The sequence below is a fragment of the Rhodococcus sp. DT1 genome (genome assembly GCF_049844875.1).
Lineage (GTDB): Bacteria > Actinomycetota > Actinomycetes > Mycobacteriales > Mycobacteriaceae > Rhodococcus.
Map to the genome: position 1 here is coordinate 514,316 of NZ_JBNCLW010000002.1, position 19,964 is coordinate 534,279.

Below are 19,964 nucleotides of genomic sequence, written 5' to 3' on the forward strand. Positions count from 1 at the left end.
AAGGTCGACTCCGACATGGCAACTCCTGCCGACGGATACGGGTCAAGCATCCTCGGGTATCCGCGTATCGGGCCCCGCCGTGAACTCAAGCGTGCTCTCGAGTCCTACTGGCACGGCACGAGCACGCGCGACGAACTCGTCGCCGTCGCCCGCGACATCCAGGAAGACACCTGGCGCGAGCTCGCGGCGACCGGCCTGACCCAGGTCCCCGGAAACACGTTCTCCTACTACGACCATGTGCTCGACAACGCCCTGTTGTTCGGCGCCGTCCCCGAGCGGTTCCGCCCACTGCTGGGTGAACTCGACCCGCTCGATTTCTACTTCACGATGTGCCGCGGGCGTGAGGATTTCCCGCCCCTCGAGCTCGTGCGCTGGTTCGGCAGCAACTATCACTACCGCCAGCCGGAACTCGACGAGAACACGGTCTTCGAGCTGAATTCGGCAGCGGTTCTCGACGAGTTCGAGCGGGCGAAGGCCGACGGTATCGAACTCCGGCCCGTCGTGCTCGGCCCGGTGTCGCTGCTGCTGCTGTCCAAGGTGGCGCCGACCTCCGCACAAGAAGGTTTCGGGACCCTCGACCTTCTCGATTCGCTGCTCCCGCAGTACGAGAAGCTGTTCGAGCAGCTCGCCCGCGCCGGCGCCACGTGCGTTCAGCTCGACGAGCCGTCGTTCACCGAGGATCGCAGCGACGACGAACTGGCTGCGCTGCGCCGCGCATACGACGTGCTGGCCCACGCCCCACTGCGTCCGCGCATCCTGGTCACGGGACCGTACGGTTCCTTCGGTGAAGCGCTGCCCATCCTGGCGGCGTCGAAGGTCGAGGCGATCGGTCTCGATCTCGTCAACGGCAGGATGAGCGCCGACGAGTTCGCGGCAGTGCCCGGTCTCAAGCGGAAGCGGATCTACGCGGGTGTCGTCGACGGACGTAACGTCTGGAAGACGGATCGGCGTCGCACCCTCGAATACATCCAGTCGATCGCCGCGATCGCGCCCGACCTCGTCGTTTCGACGTCGTGCTCGTTGCTGCACGTTCCGTACGACCTGCTCGTCGAGTACGACATCCCCGGCGATGTCGCCGACCGCCTCGCATTCGCGAAGCAGAAGGTCGGTGAGGTGGTCTCGCTCGCGAAGGCGCTGACCACCGGCGCCGAGGAACGGTGGCGGAGGCCACCGGTGTCGGTGCATTTCAAGCAGAAGCACACCGTCCGAGCCCGGATGAACGCGCTCACGCCCGAGCATCGGCATCGCGCACCGTACGAGGAGCGGCGGGCCGCGCAACAGGCACGGCTGAATCTTCCGCCCGTGCCGACCACGACGCTGGGATCGTTCCCGCAGACGGACGAGACCCGCAAGGCTCGGTACGAGCTGGGACAGGGACGGCTGTCGTGGGAGGAGTACGTCAAGCGCATCCAGGAGACGATCGAGTCCACGATCCGACTCCAGGAGGACATCGGACTCGATGTGCTCGTGCACGGTGAGCACGAACGCAACGACATGGTGCAGTACTTCGCCGAACTGCTGGAGGGCTTCGCGACCACCCACTACGGGTGGGTGCAGGCCTACGGTTCGCGGTGTACTCGTCCGCCGGTTCTGTACGGCGACATCGTGCGGCCGAAGCCGATGACGGTGGAGTGGATTTCGTTCGCTCAGTCGTTGACCGACAAGCCGGTCAAGGGAATGCTCACCGGTCCGGTCACCATGCTGGCTCGTTCGTACGTGCGGCAGGATCAGCCTCTGCACGAAACGGCCGATCAGCTTGCGCTCGCAATCCGCGACGAGATCGCAGATCTCGAGCGAGCGGGCATCGCGATCATCCAGGTCGACGAACCCGCTATCCGCGAGTTGCTTCCGCTGCGGCAGGACGGCCGGGCCGAGTACCTGGACTGGGCGGTCGACGCGTTCCGTCTCGCGACCGGTGGCGCCAAGCCCGAGACGCAGATCCATACGCACCTGACCTACTCGGGTCAGGAGTCGGTGGTCGAGGCGATCGAACGGCTCGACGCGGACGTCACCGCCATCGTGGCAACGCGGTCCATCGGCTGGGTGCTCGAAGCGATCAAGGACAGGGCACTGTCCCACGGTGTCGGACCGGGTGTGTACGAATCCCGGTCCGCCCGGATCCCCGACATCGACGAGCTCGACGAACTGCTCTCGGAGGCAGCGGAATCCGTGGAGCTCGACCGGTTGTGGGCGAACCCGGACGGTGGGCTCAAGACGCGTCACTACTGGCAACTCGAGCCGTCGCTGCGGAATCTCGTGGCCGCTGCACGCAGGCTCAGGCGCCGGGCGTCTTCGAACGCCGGGTAGTCGCAACCCGCCTGACACCACACCGCCCCCGACCGGAATCCGGTCGGGGGCGGTGGGCGTCGAGGGGGATCTGCGATCAGAAGTTGTCGCCGAGTTGCTCGCGCAGTTGTGCGAGCGTCTTGGTGAGCAAGCGAGACACGTGCATCTGCGACACCCCGACACGCTCGGCAATCTGCGTCTGGGTCATGTTGCCGAAGAACCGGAGCAGAACCACCGTGCGTTCGCGAGCGGGAAGCGCCTCGAGCAGCGGACGCAGTGCCTCGTGGTTCTCCACCTCGTCGAGCGCCGCGTCGTAGTCACCGAGTGTGTCGGCCAAGGTCAGGCCGTCGTCACCCGACGGGGACGAACGATCCACGGACACGGTCTGGTACGCGTTGCCGGCGACCAGGCCCTGCATGACCTCTTCTTGGTCGATCCCCAGTTCGGCCGCGAGTTCCGCTGCTGTAGGGGCCCTGCCCAGGTGCTGCGAGAGTTCGGAGGTCGCCTTGCTCAGGGAGAGGTGGAGCTCCTTCATCCGGCGCGGAACGCGCACGGCCCATCCGGTGTCGCGGAAATGACGCCGAACCTCGCCCATGATCGTCGGCACTGCGAACGACACGAAGTCGGACCCGCGTTCGGTGTCGAAGCGGTCCACTGCATTGACGAGGCCGAGGCGCGCGACCTGAAGCAGGTCCTCGAACGCTTCGCCTCGCCCGTCGAATCGGCGCGCGATGTGCTCGGCGAGGGGCAGGCAACGCTCGACGACCGCATCGCGGATCGCCGACCGTTCCGGGTCGTCCTGACTCAGCGTCAGGAGCTTGCTCAAGGTTTCGGTTACGTCGGCGTACTCGTCGCTCGATCTTGCTGGATTTCGGCTCACCGAGCGGCACTACCTTCTGCGATGGACATGTCGATGGTGGAGAGGGTGCCGTCCCCGTGATCCTCCGATGACACCGAGATGGAGTCGGTCAGCGAGTTGAGCACGTGCCACCCGAACGAACGGGGTTGCCCGACCGCGTTGGCGTTCGCGGTGGGGGCGGTCAAAGCGATACGGAGCCGGCCGGGCACCAGTTGAAAGCTGCACGAGAGGGTCGCGCCATCCGGCGCGCCCATGATGAGACGGGTCGCGGCCTCGTCCACGGCGAGTTTCACGTCGGCCACCGTATCGAGATCGAAGTCGTGTTGCAGCGCGATTGCGGCAGCAACCGCACGAAGTACGGACAGCTGGGCGGGGTCGGCCTGAACTCGCAGTTCGACTACCGGGGTGGTGTGGTCTCGTGCCGATTCGATCGACGCGGAATTGGCCATGAGGTTTTGATCTCCATGAGGGGGTCGAAGCAGGTCAGGGGGTCGTTCCTTGAGGTGTCTCGGCAAGGCTACCCACACTGCTGCGTGTTCAACCTCCCGCCTACCTCATGAGCAGGGAAAGTCACCTGTCCGGCGCGGCTCCTCACGGTGTTCCGCGCCGCGTCACGGCCGGGGGTCCGAGGCGAGTACGGCGTACACGAAGCTGTCCGTCCACTCGCCCTTGCTCCAGAAGTCCTGCCGGAAATGAGCCTCCCGTCGCATCCCGACGGCATCTGCCAGTCGAGCCGAAGCGGTATTGCGAGCGTCCATCTGGGCGACGACGCGGTGCAGTCGGCCATGGTCGAACCCGGCTGTGAGGACGGTCCGGACCGCCTCTCGAGCGAATCCGCGACCGGTGTGGGCTGGATCGAGCACCCAGCCGATCTCGGCCGACCGGTGCTCGCGATCGGTGAGCCAGAGCGAGATATCGCCGACCGGCGCGCCGTCGTGCTCCAGGATCAGCGCTACGGCCCCTTCCTCGCCGTCGAGGTCGGTGCGCGCCAGACGCTTGTCCAGAACCTCTGCCCCGCGAGCCACGGTCCACGGATCGTCCAGCAGAAAGCGTGCGACGTCCGGGCGGGAGTGGACCGCTACCATCCAGTCGAGATCGTCGGGGTGATGAAGTCGCAGACGCAGCCGGTCGGTCCTCAACGGCAGTGGGAAGGGCACGCCGCGACCCTAACAACGTGACGAGCACGCGGTCCACACCTCGGAGCCGGTCATCGGGATCACGCCAAGAGGCTTCCCGCGCTGCACATCTCGGCAGCGGCTCCGGTGCGCCCCGGGTCGGCCACGCGCGCAGATTTCGCGCCGCGCGCGAAGGCCACGCCGCCGGGACGCTGTGGACCGAGGGGCGGGACTGCCGATCTATGCGGGATCAGGCCCGCTCGGGACGCTGGTCGGCGGTTGAGAGCTGGCGCCGGTTGCACTAGTGTTTGGGAAGGTTGAGCACACAGCCGGGAACTCGGAAGCGCCACGCGGCCGCGAGGTTTTTCGGTACGTAGCCGGAGTGCCACCGCTGTCGTCGCGCTTAACAACATCGTCTGTGTTGGGAAGTGTCATGACAGTTTCTCAGCGAACCGCATCGCCTCATCGATGGTCGACCGCGACTACGTGGTCGGTGTGCCCGGCACCCTCCGACGTCGTGGTCGAGCAGTGGTTCGGAGCAGAATTCAGTGCCCTGCCGATCGGCTCTGACGTCATCCAGATCAGGGTGCGTGGAGAGATCGACATCCGTAATGCGCTCGCGTTGCGTGATTTCGCCGCCCGTCACCTGGAAACGTCCCGCATCGTCCTCGACCTCTCCGACGTCGACTTCTTCGGTGCTGCCGGCCTCAGGGTCTTCGACCACCTGGAAGCACGCCGCGAGCAGAGCGGGTATCACTGGGCGTTGGTGGGGGGCAGGCCCGTGCACCGCTTGTTCCGCGTGCTCGGGGCCACCATCCCCGTCGTCGCGCACCCGTCGCTCGACAATGCTCTCGCGACGCTCGGGCTCGACCGGGCGTCCTGAGCCCGGCGACTCCGGGGGGAGGTCGAGCGGGATCAAACTGCTATACCTGCGGCAAAGCCCGCGTAGAGCACCATCAGTACAAACAGCGCCCATCCGGTGCCATGCCAGATCTGCCACCGGCCGGCCGCCTGCCAGACCCTGAAGGTCTGCACGAAAGCGCCCAGCCCACCGAGGAGCAGGATCAGAACCGGGCCGAATGCGAGGATCGCGCGCGCGGGGTCGGTACAGACCGCGAAGTCCGCGTCGGCGCAGGTATCGCCTGTGTTCAGGCTCGCCCACACGATCACACCTGCCGCGACGACGGCGGCAAGCGCGATCACACCTGCGGCGTACCACATCGCGGTGCGTGCCAGACGTGAGTCGCTCCGGGGGTTCTTGACCTCAGCTGTCATGGAATATCCTGTGTTGTAGGTAGTTTCGATCGCGTGCTTGTGTGCCACATCGCAGTGACGCGGCCCTCCCGAACCGTTTCGTCCGTGGATCGGGCACTCCACAACGTCTACCCCGTATGCGGGTAAGTAATCCCCGGCGCCGAGCACTCGCATCGATCCGGAGGCTGTCGGCGCGGTTCGAACAGCGGGTCCCGGGTACTCCGCAGGAACGGTCGGGCAGGGGCGATACCGATGTTGGTGTTCCCTGCCGATCACGAACCGAAGCGACGATCCGAGGAGGATGTGTGACTGTCTCCGATCCCGAACCACACCGCAATACCGATCCCGATCCGGCGTCGACACCCGATCTCGAGCCGGGCGGCGGGGTGAGTCCCGGTTCCACCCCTCCCGAATCCGGTCAGACCTCCGGGTTGTCCGCTCCCGAACCGGAAACGAGAAACCGCTTTCCCGTCAGTGGGTGGGTCGCACTGGTGTCCATCGCTGTGATCGTGGCGATCTTCGTGGCGGTCATCGTCGCAGTGCTGCTCTGAGCGCCGCGCGGCGCCGAACTCCGAGCGCTCTGCGCTTTCCGCCGGCGGTCGGGGACGAAGGAGCCGTTCCGGAGGGCGGCTCCCGCTATTCGTTCCCGACGCGCTCGTGCAGCGTCATGAGCAGGTGGTCGAACTCCGTCCGGCTCATCGCTTCGGTGCCGGGGCCGACGGTGATGGCGGCGACGAGTTGCTCGGCCAGCACCCGGAGTTTGACGTTGGTTTCCTGCGACCGCCAGGCCAGCACCTCGAAAGCGTGCTGAGGCGAAATGCAATACACGAACATGAGGACGCCTTTGGCCTGTTCGATCACGGCGCGGGATTCGGCAAGTGCGTTCACCGCCAGGTCGACACCCTCGCGGACCTCTTCCTCGAATGCATCGGACAAGTCCACATAGAAGCCCGAGGTGCCGAGCAGGGTGCCGTCCTCGTCGACGAGCCGGTCCCCGATCACGGCGACACGCTTCACGTTCCCAGCGGTGTCGATGATCCGGTGCCGGCTACTGAACGGTTCACCCGCCGAACGCACCGCGTCGAGAAGCCTCGCGATGTGTTCTTTGTCGTCCGGGTGTTTGTGTTGAAGAAGGAGGTCGGTGGTCGGTGTGACGGTTCCGGGCTCGTAGCCGTGCATCCTCGCGACGGCATCCGACCACTCCCATGTGTCGTCTGCGAGCAAGTACCTGAAGCTACCCACATGCTCGGTGGCGCCGTCTCCGGCGTTCCCTGCCAGTGCGGGCTCCTCCGGGGTGCTGCGGTCCGTCATATGTCCGATTATGCGGCACACACCGCAGGTCTTCGCCACCGCCTCGAGTGAGGCGGTGGCGAACCATACGTCATCTATGGGGCACGTCGGTCACAGCTGATAATGCGACCCGCGTCACAAATTGTCCGGACCGGTCAGTGATCCTCGGTGAGATGGGACAGGAACGAATTCGCCCAGCGGTCGACGTCGTGTGCCATCACGTGTTTGTGCATGGAGCGCATTCGCCGGGCGGCACTCGCCCGGTCTTCTCCGACGGCGTTCACCACGGCACGTTTGACGTCCTCGAGATCGTGCGGGTTCACCACGTGCGCACGCCTCAACTCCGCGGCGGCCCCCGCGAACTCGCTGAGCACCAGCGCTCCGCTCCCGTCGCCGTGACACGCCACGTACTCCTTGGCGACGAGATTCATACCGTCGCGGAACGGGGTGACAACCATGACGTCGGCCCCGGCGTACATCGCGATGAGTTCGTCGCGATCGACGGGCCGGTGCAGGTAATGCACCACGGGCCGGCCGAGCTGCCCGAACTCGCCGTTGATGTTTCCGACCTGCCGTTCGATGTCGTCGCGCAAGGACGCGTACGCGGAGAGCCGCTCGCGGCTTGGGGTGGCGAGCTGGACCATGACGACCTTTTCGGGGTCGAGCGTGCCGTCGACGAGCAACTCGCGCAATGCCTCGAGCCGAACGCTGATCCCCTTGGTGTAGTCGAGCCGATCGACACCCAGGAGAATCGTCTCCGGGTCGCCGAGCTCCGCACGTATCTCCTTGGCGCGCAGCTTCGTTGCGGCCGTGACCGACTGGTCGCGCAGCTGCGCCGAATCGATCGAGATCGGATACGCGCCGACCCGCACGCGCCGATCCCCGAGATCGATGGTGCCGCCCCCGGTGGTCCCCCGAGGAGAACTCGGGAGGTCGAGCAGCCGCCGGGCGAGGTACAGGAAGTTCTCGGCGCCGCCGGGCAGGTGGAAGCCGACAAGGTCGGCACCCATGAGTCCCTCGAGGATCTCCTTCCGCCACGGCAACTGGAGGAACAATTCGGTGGGCGGGAACGGGATATGCAGGAAGAACCCGATCCTCAGATCGGGGCGCAGGTCGCGAAGCATCCTTGGGACCAGCTGAAGCTGGTAGTCGTGAACCCACACGGTGGCGCCGGGGGCTGCCGCCCGAGCGGCTTCCTCGGCAAAGCGGCGGTTGACCTTCTCGTAGGTGCGCCACCAGTCTCGGTCGAACGTCGGCGCGATCACCGCATCGTGATAGAGCGGCCAGAGCGTCTCGTTGGAGAAACCCTCGTAGTACTCCGTGACCTCCGCTTCACTCAGTCGCACCGGATGGAGGGTCAAGCCCTCCTCGACGAACGGGTCGAGGTCCACGTCGGGGGTGCCCGGCCAGCCGACCCACGCGCCGTCGGCAGAACGGAGGACCGGCTCGAGCGCCGTCACGAGTCCGCCGGGGCTCCGACGCCACACCCCTGGTCCGCCGTCCGGCGGGGTCTCGAGGTCCACCGGAAGCCGGTTGGCCACGACCACGAATCGGTTGGAGGACGTCTCACTCATCGTTTGTTCAACTTTCGCATCGGTATGCGGGCGGCAGGCGGCGTGAGCTGGGAAGTCACGCCTCCAGCCGCTCCACTTCGACGGACTGCACTTCGTCGAACATCGCGTCGATGCGGCGCTTGATCTCGGCGGTGCTGAAACGTGCCCCGACCGCGGCGGGCGACGGCGTCGCCGCAGCGGGGTCGGGGAGGGTGTGGACCTCAACCATCGTCGAGGGGTCCTTTCTTCTCACAACAAGTACTTCTCACAACACGGCACGTGCACTATCGGACGGTTTTCTCCGTCACCCGTCTCGGTCAGGAATGACCCGAACCCGCCGCCTCGGCGACCACGTCGATGACGGCTGCGCAGAATGCGGGAAGGTCGTCCGGGTTGCGGCTGGACACCAGGTTGCGGTCGATGACCACCTCTTTGTCGACGACGGTTCCGCCGGCATTCCGGATGTCGGTGCGCACGCTCGGATACGAGGTCAATGTGCGGCCGTCCACGACTCCCGCTTCCACCAACGTCCACGGGCCGTGGCAGATCACGCCGACGGGCTTGTCCGACTGCACGAAGTCCCGCACGAAGGCGACAGCGTCGGGATCCTGGCGCAGATGATCCGGGTTGGTGGTGCCACCCGGAAGCAGCAGTGCGTCGAAATCGGGGACATTCGCGTCGGCTACCGCCCGGTCCACGGGGTACTTGCCGGCTGCGTTCACATCCTGCTGCATCGCCTGGATCTCGCCGGTCCGGAGCGACAACAGTTCGAGGGTTGCGCCCTCTTTTTCGACGGCCTTCCAGGGCTCGACGAGCTCTACCTCTTCGACACCGTCGGTGGCGAGGACAGCAATCCTGCGTCCCGCGAGACGGCCTTGTTCAGCTGTAGTCATATCTATCGCGCCTTTCTCGATCCGGACCCGGATACCCCGGGTCGTGTGTCAGGAAACGTCGCGGTCAGCGGCGATGCAGGTCACTCGTCGCCGGTCCTTCGAGCCGGGTGCCGTCGGCGGCGAAGCGAGATCCGTGCAGGGGACAGTCCCAGGAGGCCTCTTCGTCGTTCCATCGCAGTACCCCTCCGAGATGCGGGCACACCGCCGACACCCGCTGGGTCCGGCCGTCGATCGTGGATATGCCGACGGGAAGGCCGCAGTCGCGCGCGACGCGCCCCTCGCCTTCGCCGGGTGCGGTCGAGGAGTCCGAGCTGGTCTCCGCGCTCCACCATCCGCGGGCGAGGTTGATGCCCACGCCCGCGTTGAGCTTCACCGCGCTCGGGACGTCGAACAGCTGGGACGGGCTCCACGCCGAATATCCGGGAGCCCACGCCTCTATCTCGGGATCGCGTTCACCGGTGATCCGGGTGCTCAGCAGGTGCGCGGCGGTGACCGCGTTGGTCATACCCCACTTGCCGTAGCCGGTCGCGACCCACAGGCGGTCCGTTGTCGGGAGCAGTGGACCGACGTACGGCAGCGAATCGAGCGTGCTGTAGTCCTGCGCCGACCATCGCGCGACGGGCTTCGCTCCCGGGAAATGCCGCTGCGTCCACGCGACGAGGTCGGCGACAGCAGCACGGGTCGACCCCTTGTGCCGGCCCACCACGTGGCCGTTGCCACCGACGAGCAGCAGACGGCGGTCGTTGCCGGACGAGGAGGTGCCGTGAGGACTCGCCGCGGGAGCGGTCCGGATCGAGCGGGTGGGCGAGTCCACCGACAGGTACATGCCGCTGGGCGGTGTCTCTGCCACCTCGAACGCGCAGGCGTACGAGCGTTCCGGTTCGAGTCGCGCGAAGAACCCGCCTCGATCCAGGATCGGCATGCCTGTGGCCAGTACGACGTGCGCGCCGCGCACGCTTCCGGACTCGGTCTCGACCGTGCAGCCGCCGCTGTCCGTCGAGGCCGACACGGCGCGGATTCCGGTGAAGACCTCGCCGTCGCTCGCCCGAAGTTCGCGCACAGCAGCGCGCAGCATCGGCATCGGGTCGAACTGGATCTGATTCGGCAGCACGACCGCCGAGGCGACGGGATAGGGCAACTCGGTGTCGGTCACGGTCCGCGTCGGCAGGCCCGCCGCGCGGCAACTGCGGTGTTCTGCCTCGACCGAGGCCACGCTCTCACCGCTCACGGCGTACGTGTAGGCGTCGGCGGTCTCCGTCTCCACTTCGTTGTGCTTGCAGAACTCGGCGATCCACCGCTGGGCGCCGAGGTTGCCGTCCACGTACGCCTGCACCACCGGGCGGGAGTGACGGCGAGAGATCTGTGAGAGGGCGGTCCCCTGGAGGAGGCTCACCTTGGCGGTGGTGTTGCCGGTGGTCACCGCCCCGATATCACGGGCTTCGAGGATGGCGACGCGCTGCCCGGACCTAGCCAGCAGCAAGGCGGTGACGACGCCTGTCAGCCCCGCGCCGACGACGACGGTGTCGTACACCTCGCGTCGCTGCGTCCACTCGTCGCTGGTGTGGGCGCCGGCCTCGGCGTCTCGTGCGAGCCACAATGACGTCACGTGCGATCTCCTTCGTGGTGGGGTCGGGGCGGGTGCGCACCGGTCGATCCGGGATCTCGTGCTCGGCGGATACCCCGATCCGCGCGGTTAACCCCGGTGGGGGCCGGGTAGCCCGGAAACACCTGCAATCCACAGCGGAGGAGTTCTCGATGAAGGCAGTGACATGGCAAGGTCGTCGAAAGGTCAGCGTCGACAATGTCCCGGACGCAAAGATCGAGAAACCGACCGACGCCGTCATTCGAGTCACGACCACCAACATCTGCGGGTCGGATCTGCACCTGTACGAGGTGCTCGGCGCCTTCATGACGCCCGGCGACATTCTCGGGCACGAACCGATGGGGATCGTGGAAGAAGTCGGCGCCGGTGTCACCGGCCTGACTCCGGGAGACCGAGTGGTCATCCCGTTCCAGATCTCGTGCGGCAGCTGCTTCATGTGCGACCACGGGCTCCAATCGCAGTGTGAAACGACTCAGGTTCGGGAAGAGGGGAGTGGCGCAGCACTTTTCGGCTACTCGAAGCTGTACGGCAGCGTGCCGGGTGCGCAGGCGGAGTATCTCCGTGTGCCCCTGGCCGATTCGACTCACATCAAGGTTCCGGATGGGCCGGCGGACGACCGCTTCTCCTACCTCTCGGACGTGTTGCCCACCGCCTGGCAGGCGGTGGAATACGCGAACATTCCGGACGGGGGCACGGTCGCGGTGCTGGGGCTGGGTCCGATCGGCGAGATGGCAGGACGTATCGCCATGCATCGGGGTGCGCGCGTGATCGCGGTCGATCTGGTGCCGGAACGGCTCGCTCGTGCCGCTTCCCGCGGTATGGAGACGATCGACCTCCGTGATGCGGGCAGCGATCTCGGCGACATCATCCGCGACCGCACCGACGGTCGCGGCACCGATTCGGTGATCGACGCCGTGGGGATGGAAGCGCACGGGTCGCCGGTGGCCAAGCTTGCCCAGACGGCGACAGGATTCCTGCCCTCGGCGATCGCGGAACCGCTGATGGAGAAAGCAGGAGTGGACAGGCTTCACGCGCTGTATACGGCCATCGATATCGTGCGACGCGGCGGCACCATCTCGCTCAGCGGCGTATACGGCGGGATGACCGACCCCATGCCCCTGATGACGATGTTCGACAAGCAGATCCGGCTGCGCATGGGTCAGGCCAACGTCCTTCACTGGGTGCCGGAGATTCTTCCGCTGCTGACCGACGACGATCCGCTCGGAGTGGACACCTTTGCGACACACAGGCTGTCCCTGGCGGAGGCACCGCACGCGTACGAGATCTTCCAGCGCAAGGAAGACGGTGCGATCAAGATCGCTCTGCATCCGTAGTCGATCGTCTGTACTCGGCACCGCGCCCCACGTGGATATCCACGTGGGGCGCGGTGCTGTCGGTGTTGTGGCCCGAGTGCCGGGAGGGAGGTTCAGGAAGGGGACACGCCGTCCCGGGAGAAAGCGAACTCGCCGAGATCGGACCCCGCCGTCTCGAACGGCATCTGCAGGACGGTCGCGGTGGCCCACCCACGGCTGAGCAACACCGCGTCGGTGTCGTCCGGCCCGTGGATGTCGATGGCCTTGAAGGACATCGTCACGGTGCGGGTGTCGTCGTCATCGTATTGATCGTCGTAGTCCTCGTCCGACTCGGTGATCTCGGCCTGAACCGCACCGAATTCGGCCAGCTGGGCCTCGCGCAGCCCGTGCAGTTCGTCCACCGGAACGTCGGGGATGTTCACATTGAGGACCTCGCCGGGTTCCCCGTGTTCCATCGACCACCGCACGGCACGCTCGGCGATGTATTCCGCAGTGTCCCACGACGCAGGATCGGAAGCGTTGAGCGACAACGCGACCGCGCGAGCCCCGTGAGCCGCTGCGGTGAGAGCGGCGCCCACGGTTCCGGAATGAAGGATCGCGCGACCGGTGTTGGGCCCGAGGTTGATCCCGGACAGAACGAGGTCGGGGGTGTCGCCGAAGGCGCCGTACGACGCGACGAACGTGATCAATGCCGGGGACGCGTGGACCGCGAGCACGTCCACGTCGGGAAGCCCCGAAATGGACCGCCGCGACACCTTCAGCTTTCCGTCGTCCTCGAGGGCGCTCAACGCTGCGCTGGCGCCGCTTCGTTCGATATGGGGTGCTGCCACCTGCACGTCGAGGCCCGCCGCGACGGCGACCCGAGCCAGCGCGGCCAGCCCGGGGCTGTCGATTCCGTCGTCGTTGACGATCAGCGCCTTCATGCGTGGTCCTTCTCCAGTCGTCGCACCTGCACGTTCTCGGTCATCTTCTCGATCGCGTGCCGCTGACCGGTGGCGAGTCCTCGTCGCGTGACGTTGACTGCGCCGGCGGCGGCACCGAGCCGGAGCGCTTGCTCGAACGGGAGGCCATCGGCATAGCCGACGGCGAGGCCCGCGGTCATCGAGTCGCCGGCGCCGCGGTGGTCCACCGACTGGACCGGGGGCGCCTCGACCTCCCAGATCACTCCGTCGTGCAGTGCGATCGCCGGATCGGCCGCACGCGAGATCACCACGCTTGCGGCGCCTTCCTTGTGCAGCGAATGCATGGCCGTGATGAGGTCGTCGAGGTCCTCCGAGGCGGCGCGGCCGTCTTCGATGAGATCCTCGTGGCTCACCTTCAGCAGCGAGACTCCGCCTTCCAGCGCCGCGGTCAGGGTCGGACCCGAGAGATCTGCCACGACCGGGATCTTCAGGGCGGACAGGTCGGCGCAGAGCCGCGTGTAGAGCTCGGTGGGTATGGCGTCGTTGCAGTGTGGTCCGCCGATGATCGCAACATCGGCGGACATTCCTGCGCCGAGCGAGACGCTGAAGAGGTCGTCCGTCTCGTGGCGGGTGAGCGTAGGGGGGTCGACCTCGACGATCACCTCGCGTTCGCCGTCGCGACGATCGTGGACGTACGAGCCGTTGTCGGAGGCAGAAGACACCGGATGGACCGTGATGCCTTCGCGGCCGATGAGATCGACGAGAATGCCGCCGGACTCACCGCCGAAGGGACCGCACAGGTGTACGTCCATGCCCAGGATCGATGCCATCCGCCCGATCCAGAAACCCTGTCCACCGGGATGCACGTGCAGTTCTGTGCTCCCGCTCGGTGCTTTTTCGATCGTGACGGTCAGCAGGGGTGACGGAGCGAACACGAAAGCAGATGCTCCCTGTCGGGCGTCGTCGGACTCTGTGGGTTCTTTTCTGTCTGCGGGCATGTCGCTCAGGTACCCGTCCGCTTCTCGTCTCACACCCGCGCGCGAGGCGCCGGTGTGGGCCGGAGCGGTCGAGGGTATGCCCCCGGCACGGACCGCGGACGAGGAGGGAAACCGGGGATGACCAGAGTCGCGAGCAAGGAGACCACTGCTTCGCCGAGCCGGGTGTGGGATGTCCTGGCGGACGGGTGGAGCTATGCGACGTGGGTCGTCGGAGCCTCCCGTATTCGGAAGGTCGACGCGACCTGGCCGGCCGTCGGCAGCCGCATCCATCATTCGGTCGGACTGTGGCCCGTGCTGCTCGACGACTGCACCGAGGTTCTTTCGGCGACGCCCGAGAGGGAACTCGTCTTGCGCGCACGCGCATGGGCTTTCGGTCAGGCCGAGATCAAGTTGACGATCGAACCCGCGTCGGGAGGCGGGTCGACGATCACCATGTCCGAGCATGTCGTGAGCGGGCTCCCGAGCATGCTGCCCGAGTTCGTACAGGAAACCGCGGTATGGCCGCGGAACCAGGAGTGCCTGTCCCGGTTGACGCTCCTCGCACAACGTGCGACTCCTGCAGGGCCCGCGCGATGAGCACCGAAACTGTCGATGCCGTCGTCATCGGTGCCGGTCCCAACGGGCTCACCGCAGCGGCGGCACTCGCGGATGCCGGCTGGGACGTACTGGTGCTCGAAGAACAACCGCAACCCGGCGGTGCCGTACGCAGCGCCGAACTCCATCCGGGTTTCCGGACCGACCTGTTCAGCGCCTTCTATCCCCTCGGAGCGGTGTCGCCCGCCTTTGCCGCACTCGACCTCGAGTCCCACGGTTTGACCTGGAGCCGGTCGCCCAACTCGTTCGGTCATCCGCTCGGTCCCGAGGACGAGGACGCGGTGGTGGTCGCGCGCCGTGCCGAAGACACCGCCGCCGATCTCGAGCGCAGGTGCGCCGGTGACGGGGAAGCCTGGATGACACTCGTCGAGCAGTGGAACAGGGTGCGCAGTTCACTGCTGAAGCTGCTTCTTTCCCCGTTTCCCCCGGTTCGGGGTTCGACGTCACTGCTGCGCGCACTCGGGCCTGCGGAATCTCTGCGCTTTGCCAGGATGCTGGCGCTTCCCGTCCGTCGCCTCAGCGAGGAATTGTTCGACGGAGAAGCAGCCCGCCTGCTCCTGCTCGGCAATGCCATGCACTCCGATATCCCTCCCGACGCCCCGGGTAGCGGCGTGATGGGTTACATCTTGACCATGCTCGCCCAGGACGTGGGTTTCCCGTGTCCGGTCGGCGGTGCGGGCGCCCTCACCGACGCTCTGGTCCGCCGCGGTGAACATGCCGGTGTGCAGATCCGATGTGGCGATCGCGTCACCGATATCGACGTCGAAGACGGAACCGCCGTAGCGGTGCGTACTGCGGGCGGAAGCCGGGTGAAGGCCAGGCGGGCGATACTCGCGGACGTGTCGGCGCCCGCGCTGTACGGAAAGTTGCTCGCGAGTTCCTCCGTCACCGAGCGTGCCCGTGCCGACCTGCAGGGATTCGAATGGGACACGCCCGTGGTCAAGGTGAACTACGCGCTCGACAGTCCTGTGCCGTGGCGGTCGGAGTCGTTGTCCCGGACGGGCACCGTGCATGTCGGTGCCGATTCGAACGCGATGGTCCGCTGGTCGGCGGATCTGTCGACAGGGGTGGTTCCGGAGTCTCCGTTCCTGCTCTTCGGGCAGATGACGACGACGGATCCCACCCGGTCGCCCGCCGGGACCGAAAGTGCGTGGGCATACACGCACCTGCCCCGCGGCGTCACCGACGACGAGTCCGCGGACCTTCTCGCCGAGAGGATCGACGCCCAGCTCGAGGCGTACGCGCCCGGATTCCGGGACACGATTCTGGGCCGGACCGTGCAGCGTCCCGCCGATCTCGAAGCGGCTGACGCCAACCTGGTCGGTGGAGCGGTCAACGGTGGTACCGCGCAGATCCACCAGCAGTTGTTCCTTCGTCCCGCGCCAGGACTCGGCGGGTCGCGGACCCCGGTGGGCAAGCTGTATCTGGCCAGCGCGGGAGCACACCCCGGCGGCGGCGTACACGGAATGTGCGGCTGGAACGCCGCCGATGCCGCACTGCAGGATCAGCGAGCGACGGGGCCGCTGCGACGCGGCCTGCACGCCCTGGGGCGCCGGGTGATGTCCTGACCGAGAAGTCGTGGTCGTAAACGGCAGGTTTCGCGGATCTGGGGTACGGGTATTCGCGGCCATGACCGAATACCCGCTCGATGGCGCGTTGTGGGCGTCGTCGACGGGAAGATGCGCCCTCCGCACGGTCGGCTCAGGCATTGGCTGGTGCGTAGTCGTCGACTCCGCACATCGAACCCCGGGGTGATGTAGCTGTGACCACTTCTCCAGTCCTCGACCGTCCGGATTCCCCTCGAGTGTGGCGTCTGCCCGGCGTGTACCGCCCCCAAGAGGATTCGTTTCTTCTTGCGCGGGCGCTCCGCGACGCCGGAGGTGCACAGGACGCCAAAGTCCTCGATTTCTGTACCGGGAGTGGGTTTCTCGCAATCACAGCCGCCAGGGCGGGGGCCGGGGCGGTGACTGCGCTCGATATTTCACGCAGGGCGGTTCTCACCGCGCGGGCAAATGCCCTGTCGCGGAGGCTGCCGATCTCGGTACTTCGCGGAAGTCTGGATGTGGCCGTGGAACACGGTCCGTTCGACGTGGTTGTCTCCAACCCGCCCTATGTGCCGGACGACGGCCGGGGCAGTGAGGATCCGCGCTGGGATGCCGGTCCGGACGGGCGATCGGTGCTCGACCCGTTGTGCGACTCCTTGCCCCAGCTCTTGTCTCCGCGCGGGTTCGCGTTGCTCGTGCACTCGGAATTCACCGGGGTAGACGAAACGCTCGAGCGTGTGCGCGCCGCCGGCCTTTCGGGCTCGGTCGTGGCCCGCGAACGCATCCCGTTCGGACCGGTCCTGCAGAGTCGCCTGAGCTATCTCCAGGAAGTGGAGCTGGCACAACAGGGCATCGATACCGAAGAGGTGGTGGTGATCCGTGCAGGCAGGCACTGAGAGCGAGGGTGGCCGCCACGTGGTGAACGCGACCACCGGTAGCGCAGAGGACGTCACGGTCGTCCGCAAAGTCAAAGGCGGACCGATGCTCGTGAACGGTCCGGTTCGGATCGAGACCGAGGACGGGTCCGTGACGGAATCGGACCGGTTCGTCGTGGCAGTGTGCCGATGCCGGCGTAGCGAGTTGTATCCGCTGTGCGATACCAGTCATCGCCGGCCGATACGGTCCCGGGACCGATAACCGCAGAAAGCCCGAACGCGGGATTCCCGAACATGTGATCGGGTGCCGGCGAACGGGCTTTCTTTTTGTGTCTTGCCGATACCGCACAACAGCCGAAGCCCGGACGCCGTAGCGTCCGGACTTCGACTGTTCTAAGGATCAATACCAGTGGGCGCGACCACCGACGGCCTTGCCGGAGGCTCCCAGGATTGCCATGATGACGCCGATCACCAGGAGGATGACACCCAGTGTCGTCAGGATCGAGATCCCGGTGAAGAATCCGACCACGAGAAGAATCAGGCCCAGAACAATCATTGCGTCCACCTCGCTGTCTTGTCCGATGCCGAGCGGCTCCGGATCCAAGTCCTGAATACCCGGATTGTCCGCATCGAAACACACGCCCCAAAAAATTCTGTGTGCGGGCCGAGCGGGGTGCACTGGAGGGCGTCGCGCCAATGGTCTCCCGCAGGGATTGACCGCCCGAACCGGGGGTAGTCCCCTGGTCATGACCAAAAGCGAAGTCGAGGGTGCGACAGTGGAGCGTCGGCCCGAAAGAGGCAGGAGTCTGCTGGCGGGCGCGTTCCTCGGGTTGGGCGCGGTCGCGATGACCGACGAGGTGATCTTTCACCAGATACTCCATTGGCATCACTTCTACGACCGGTCCACCACGTCGGCGGGTCTGGTGTCGGACGGCTTGTTCCACGCGTTCAGCTGGTTCGCCACCGTCGCCGGCTTCTACCTGGTGGTCATGGCGATCCGTGACCGGACGTTGTGGGTGCGAGCCCTGGTGGGCGGCTTCGTGACGGCGGTGGGTGCGTTCCAGTTGTACGACGGCCTGGTGCAGCACAAGCTGATGGGCCTTCACCAGATCCGATACGAAGTCGATCTTCTCCCGTACGACCTGACGTGGAACATCCTTGCCGCGGTGCTGCTCGTGTGCGGTGGCGCGATCATCGCGTCCACGTACCGGCAGGAGCCGGTGAGGACGGAATCGCGATGATGCCGTTCGTCGTCTGGGGCGTGGCGATCTGCGCGGTGCCGGCCTACTGGGCGGCAGCCGCGGCGGCGAAGTCGTGGTCGCTCGCGCGCACCGCCGGTTGGACGGTGGGCTGGCTCGCGCTCGCCGCGGTGTGGGGTAACTCCGCATCCGCGGACAGCCCGGCGCAGGGCCACGGCGCGCAGCACGGCCACGGTGCGGCCAACGAATCCTTCGACTTCGCGGGTCACATGGTGTCCCACGTGGTAGCCGGCATGGCGGTACCGCTACTGCTGGTGCTCGCCGCACCGGTCACCCTCGCGCTGCGCGTGCTCCCTCTGCGCGAGGCCCGACGCGTCTCCCGGGTGCTGCGCTCCCGGCCCTGTGAAGTGCTCACCCACCCGCTCGTCGCGGCGACACTCAACGTCGGCGGGCTGTGGCTTCTCTATCGGACATGGTTGTTCGACTACATGCACGGCGGAACGTGGGTGATGTGGCTGATCGAGTTCCACATCGTCGCAGCCGGGTACCTGTACACCTATTCGCTGGTGGGAGTGGACCCTTCTCCTCACCGCACATCGTTCGGCTTACGGGCCGCAGTGCTGGTGGTGTCCATTGCCGCCCACAACATCCTCGCGAAGACGCTGTACGCGGACCCGCCTCCCGGCGTCTCCGCAGAGCAGGCCGAAATGGGCAGCCAGATCATGTACTACGGGGGATTGCCCTTCGAACTGGCTCTGGTCGTGCTGCTGTGTCATCGGTGGGCGGCACGTGCTCGTCGCCGGCCCGAGATGTCCGCGCCGGACCTTCTCCGCACGACCTGACAGTGAGCGGTTACTCGTGCGAAGGGTTTGAGCAGTGCCGTTTCCGGGGTATGCGATTGCCACGCAAACAAAAGCACTTGGAGGATCGCAATCATGTCGAAATACACGGTGCCCGGTTTGAGCGGCAAGAACGGCACGAAAGTTGCCGGTGTCCTGCAGCAGCGCCTGAGCGCGTACAACGACCTGCATCTCACTCTCAAGCACATTCACTGGAACGTTGTCGGACCCAACTTCATCGGCGTCCACGAGATGATCGATCCCCAGGTTGAACTCGTGCGTGGATACGCGGACGAAGTAGCAGAACGCATCGCGACGCTCGGTGAATCGCCGAAGGGCACGCCGGGAGCTATCGAGAAGAACCGCACATGGGACGACTACTCGGTGGGCCGCGACACCGCTCAGGCTCACCTCGCCGCGCTCGACCTCGTCTACGACGGGGTGATCACCGACAACCGTAAGGCCATCGAGGAAGTCGGCGAACTCGATCCGATCACCGAAGACGTCCTTATCGGGCACACCGGTCAGCTCGAGAAGTTCCAGTGGTTCGTGCGTGCGCACCTGGAGAACGCTGCCGGGGCCCTGGCCCACGGAAACGCCTCCACCGAGAAGGAAGCGGCCGACAAGGTCCGCTGACCGGAGACAGGATTCTCTCGTGCCGGATGCCGCGGTCGCAAAAATCATCGTGACCGGGGCCAGCGGCAATGTGGGATCCGCGCTGCTGCGTCGTCTCGCGCAGTGGCCCGAACCTCCCGAGATCACAGGGGTCGCGCGCCGGATACCTCCGGCGCCCGGCCCCCAACTTTCTTCGGCCCGGGGGAGCGGGGGCCACGCCGAGCCCCCGGCG

General features: G+C 66.3%; 23 protein-coding genes and 1 pseudogene. 12 read left to right on the plus strand and 12 right to left on the minus strand.

The genetic code is table 11. The features are described from left to right. Positions 1-15: 15 nt before the first annotated feature. The gene (gene metE, locus ACLQ3J_RS06605; protein ID WP_425902611.1) at positions 16-2,307 is read left to right on the plus strand and encodes a 5-methyltetrahydropteroyltriglutamate--homocysteine S-methyltransferase; all 2,292 of its coding nucleotides are present in this window, start codon (positions 16-18) and stop codon (positions 2,305-2,307) included. 76 nt (positions 2,308-2,383) lie between these two features. Here the strand turns inward: metE and ACLQ3J_RS06610 are convergent, their stop codons facing one another. The 3 genes from ACLQ3J_RS06610 to ACLQ3J_RS06620 all read right to left on the minus strand — a co-directional run bounded on the left by ACLQ3J_RS06610 (position 2,384) and on the right by ACLQ3J_RS06620 (position 4,302). Further along, the gene (locus tag ACLQ3J_RS06610; protein ID WP_169619316.1) at positions 2,384-3,166 is read right to left on the minus strand and encodes a SigB/SigF/SigG family RNA polymerase sigma factor; all 783 of its coding nucleotides are present in this window, start codon (positions 3,164-3,166) and stop codon (positions 2,384-2,386) included. Then, positions 3,163-3,594, minus strand: coding sequence for an ATP-binding protein (locus ACLQ3J_RS06615; protein WP_169619317.1), 432 nt, complete (start codon positions 3,592-3,594; stop codon positions 3,163-3,165). The genes ACLQ3J_RS06610 and ACLQ3J_RS06615 overlap by 4 nt, the downstream gene beginning before the upstream one ends. 162 nt (positions 3,595-3,756) lie before the next feature. Continuing rightward, complete coding sequence (locus ACLQ3J_RS06620; RefSeq protein WP_425902613.1) at positions 3,757-4,302, minus strand: GNAT family N-acetyltransferase; 546 nt, start codon at positions 4,300-4,302, stop codon at positions 3,757-3,759. Between the two features lie 391 nt (positions 4,303-4,693). Here ACLQ3J_RS06620 and ACLQ3J_RS06625 point away from each other — a divergent pair, with 391 nt between their 5' ends. Beyond that, entirely contained in the window at positions 4,694-5,143 is a 450-nt protein-coding gene (locus ACLQ3J_RS06625) for an STAS domain-containing protein (RefSeq protein ID WP_425902614.1), read from the plus strand. Between the two features lie 32 nt (positions 5,144-5,175). Here ACLQ3J_RS06625 and ACLQ3J_RS06630 read toward each other — a convergent pair whose 3' ends face one another. Next, positions 5,176-5,535, minus strand: coding sequence for a hypothetical protein (locus ACLQ3J_RS06630; RefSeq protein ID WP_296549628.1), 360 nt, complete (start codon positions 5,533-5,535; stop codon positions 5,176-5,178). Between the two features lie 284 nt (positions 5,536-5,819). Between ACLQ3J_RS06630 and ACLQ3J_RS06635 the strand changes: the two genes are divergently transcribed. Further along, positions 5,820-6,065 (plus strand): DUF6480 family protein, encoded by a 246-nt coding sequence (locus tag ACLQ3J_RS06635; RefSeq protein WP_296549629.1) that lies wholly within the window; start codon positions 5,820-5,822, stop codon positions 6,063-6,065. Between the two features lie 85 nt (positions 6,066-6,150). Here the strand turns inward: ACLQ3J_RS06635 and ACLQ3J_RS06640 are convergent, their stop codons facing one another. The 5 genes from ACLQ3J_RS06640 to ACLQ3J_RS06660 all read right to left on the minus strand — a co-directional run bounded on the left by ACLQ3J_RS06640 (position 6,151) and on the right by ACLQ3J_RS06660 (position 10,856). After that, positions 6,151-6,825 (minus strand): PAS and ANTAR domain-containing protein, encoded by a 675-nt coding sequence (locus ACLQ3J_RS06640; RefSeq protein WP_296549630.1) that lies wholly within the window; start codon positions 6,823-6,825, stop codon positions 6,151-6,153. Positions 6,826-6,959: 134 nt separating this feature from the next. Then, positions 6,960-8,378, minus strand: a complete 1,419-nt coding sequence (locus ACLQ3J_RS06645) for an alpha,alpha-trehalose-phosphate synthase (UDP-forming) (RefSeq protein WP_425902615.1) — start codon at positions 8,376-8,378, stop codon at positions 6,960-6,962. A 55-nt stretch (positions 8,379-8,433) separates the two neighbouring features. After that, on the minus strand, positions 8,434-8,586 hold the full coding sequence (locus tag ACLQ3J_RS06650; RefSeq protein WP_296549632.1) for a hypothetical protein: 153 nt from the start codon (positions 8,584-8,586) through the stop codon (positions 8,434-8,436). Between the two features lie 88 nt (positions 8,587-8,674). Beyond that, a complete protein-coding gene (locus ACLQ3J_RS06655; protein WP_296549633.1) occupies positions 8,675-9,250 on the minus strand; it encodes a type 1 glutamine amidotransferase domain-containing protein in 576 nt (191 codons plus the stop codon). 64 nt (positions 9,251-9,314) lie between these two features. Next, the gene (locus tag ACLQ3J_RS06660) at positions 9,315-10,856 is read right to left on the minus strand and encodes an FAD-dependent oxidoreductase (RefSeq protein WP_425902616.1); all 1,542 of its coding nucleotides are present in this window, start codon (positions 10,854-10,856) and stop codon (positions 9,315-9,317) included. Positions 10,857-11,005: 149 nt separating this feature from the next. Between ACLQ3J_RS06660 and ACLQ3J_RS06665 the strand changes: the two genes are divergently transcribed. After that, positions 11,006-12,187, plus strand: coding sequence for a zinc-dependent alcohol dehydrogenase (locus tag ACLQ3J_RS06665; protein WP_425902618.1), 1,182 nt, complete (start codon positions 11,006-11,008; stop codon positions 12,185-12,187). A gap of 92 nt (positions 12,188-12,279) precedes the next feature. On the opposite strand, the gene surE is transcribed toward ACLQ3J_RS06665, so the two are convergent. Together surE and ACLQ3J_RS06675 are read right to left on the minus strand one after the other, a co-directional pair. Continuing rightward, entirely contained in the window at positions 12,280-13,089 is an 810-nt protein-coding gene (surE, locus tag ACLQ3J_RS06670; protein WP_425902619.1) for a 5'/3'-nucleotidase SurE, read from the minus strand. After that, positions 13,086-14,003: a 1-phosphofructokinase family hexose kinase gene (locus ACLQ3J_RS06675; RefSeq protein ID WP_296549637.1), complete on the minus strand. Its 918-nt coding sequence runs from the start codon at positions 14,001-14,003 to the stop codon at positions 13,086-13,088. Before ACLQ3J_RS06675 ends, surE begins: the two co-directional genes overlap by 4 nt. Positions 14,004-14,183: 180 nt before the next feature. On the opposite strand from ACLQ3J_RS06675, the gene ACLQ3J_RS06680 reads away from it, so the two are divergent. The 4 genes from ACLQ3J_RS06680 (at position 14,184) to ACLQ3J_RS06695 (ending at position 17,341) form a co-directional block, all read left to right on the plus strand. Further along, a complete protein-coding gene (locus ACLQ3J_RS06680) occupies positions 14,184-14,642 on the plus strand; it encodes an SRPBCC family protein (RefSeq protein ID WP_425902621.1) in 459 nt (152 codons plus the stop codon). Then, complete coding sequence (locus ACLQ3J_RS06685) at positions 14,639-16,228, plus strand: phytoene desaturase family protein (RefSeq protein ID WP_425902623.1); 1,590 nt, start codon at positions 14,639-14,641, stop codon at positions 16,226-16,228. The genes ACLQ3J_RS06680 and ACLQ3J_RS06685 overlap by 4 nt, the downstream gene beginning before the upstream one ends. Positions 16,229-16,482: 254 nt before the next feature. Next, positions 16,483-17,100 (plus strand): HemK2/MTQ2 family protein methyltransferase, encoded by a 618-nt coding sequence (locus ACLQ3J_RS06690; RefSeq protein WP_425902755.1) that lies wholly within the window; start codon positions 16,483-16,485, stop codon positions 17,098-17,100. Between the two features lie 85 nt (positions 17,101-17,185). Then, the gene (locus tag ACLQ3J_RS06695; protein WP_169619605.1) at positions 17,186-17,341 is read left to right on the plus strand and encodes a CDGSH iron-sulfur domain-containing protein; all 156 of its coding nucleotides are present in this window, start codon (positions 17,186-17,188) and stop codon (positions 17,339-17,341) included. A gap of 138 nt (positions 17,342-17,479) precedes the next feature. On the opposite strand, the gene ACLQ3J_RS06700 is transcribed toward ACLQ3J_RS06695, so the two are convergent. After that, positions 17,480-17,635, minus strand: a complete 156-nt coding sequence (locus tag ACLQ3J_RS06700; protein ID WP_169619332.1) for a DUF6131 family protein — start codon at positions 17,633-17,635, stop codon at positions 17,480-17,482. 190 nt (positions 17,636-17,825) lie between these two features. Between ACLQ3J_RS06700 and ACLQ3J_RS06705 the strand changes: the two genes are divergently transcribed. The 4 genes and pseudogenes from ACLQ3J_RS06705 to ACLQ3J_RS06720 all read left to right on the plus strand — a co-directional run. After that, positions 17,826-18,320 (plus strand): DUF2243 domain-containing protein, encoded by a 495-nt coding sequence (locus ACLQ3J_RS06705; RefSeq protein ID WP_422424613.1) that lies wholly within the window; start codon positions 17,826-17,828, stop codon positions 18,318-18,320. Beyond that, the gene (locus ACLQ3J_RS06710) at positions 18,317-19,120 is read left to right on the plus strand and encodes a cytochrome c oxidase assembly protein (RefSeq protein ID WP_425902625.1); all 804 of its coding nucleotides are present in this window, start codon (positions 18,317-18,319) and stop codon (positions 19,118-19,120) included. Before ACLQ3J_RS06705 ends, ACLQ3J_RS06710 begins: the two co-directional genes overlap by 4 nt. A gap of 93 nt (positions 19,121-19,213) precedes the next feature. Beyond that, positions 19,214-19,753: a Dps family protein gene (locus ACLQ3J_RS06715; protein WP_169619335.1), complete on the plus strand. Its 540-nt coding sequence runs from the start codon at positions 19,214-19,216 to the stop codon at positions 19,751-19,753. A 19-nt stretch (positions 19,754-19,772) separates the two neighbouring features. After that, positions 19,773-19,964, plus strand: a pseudogene (locus ACLQ3J_RS06720) (hypothetical protein); the annotation flags it as partial.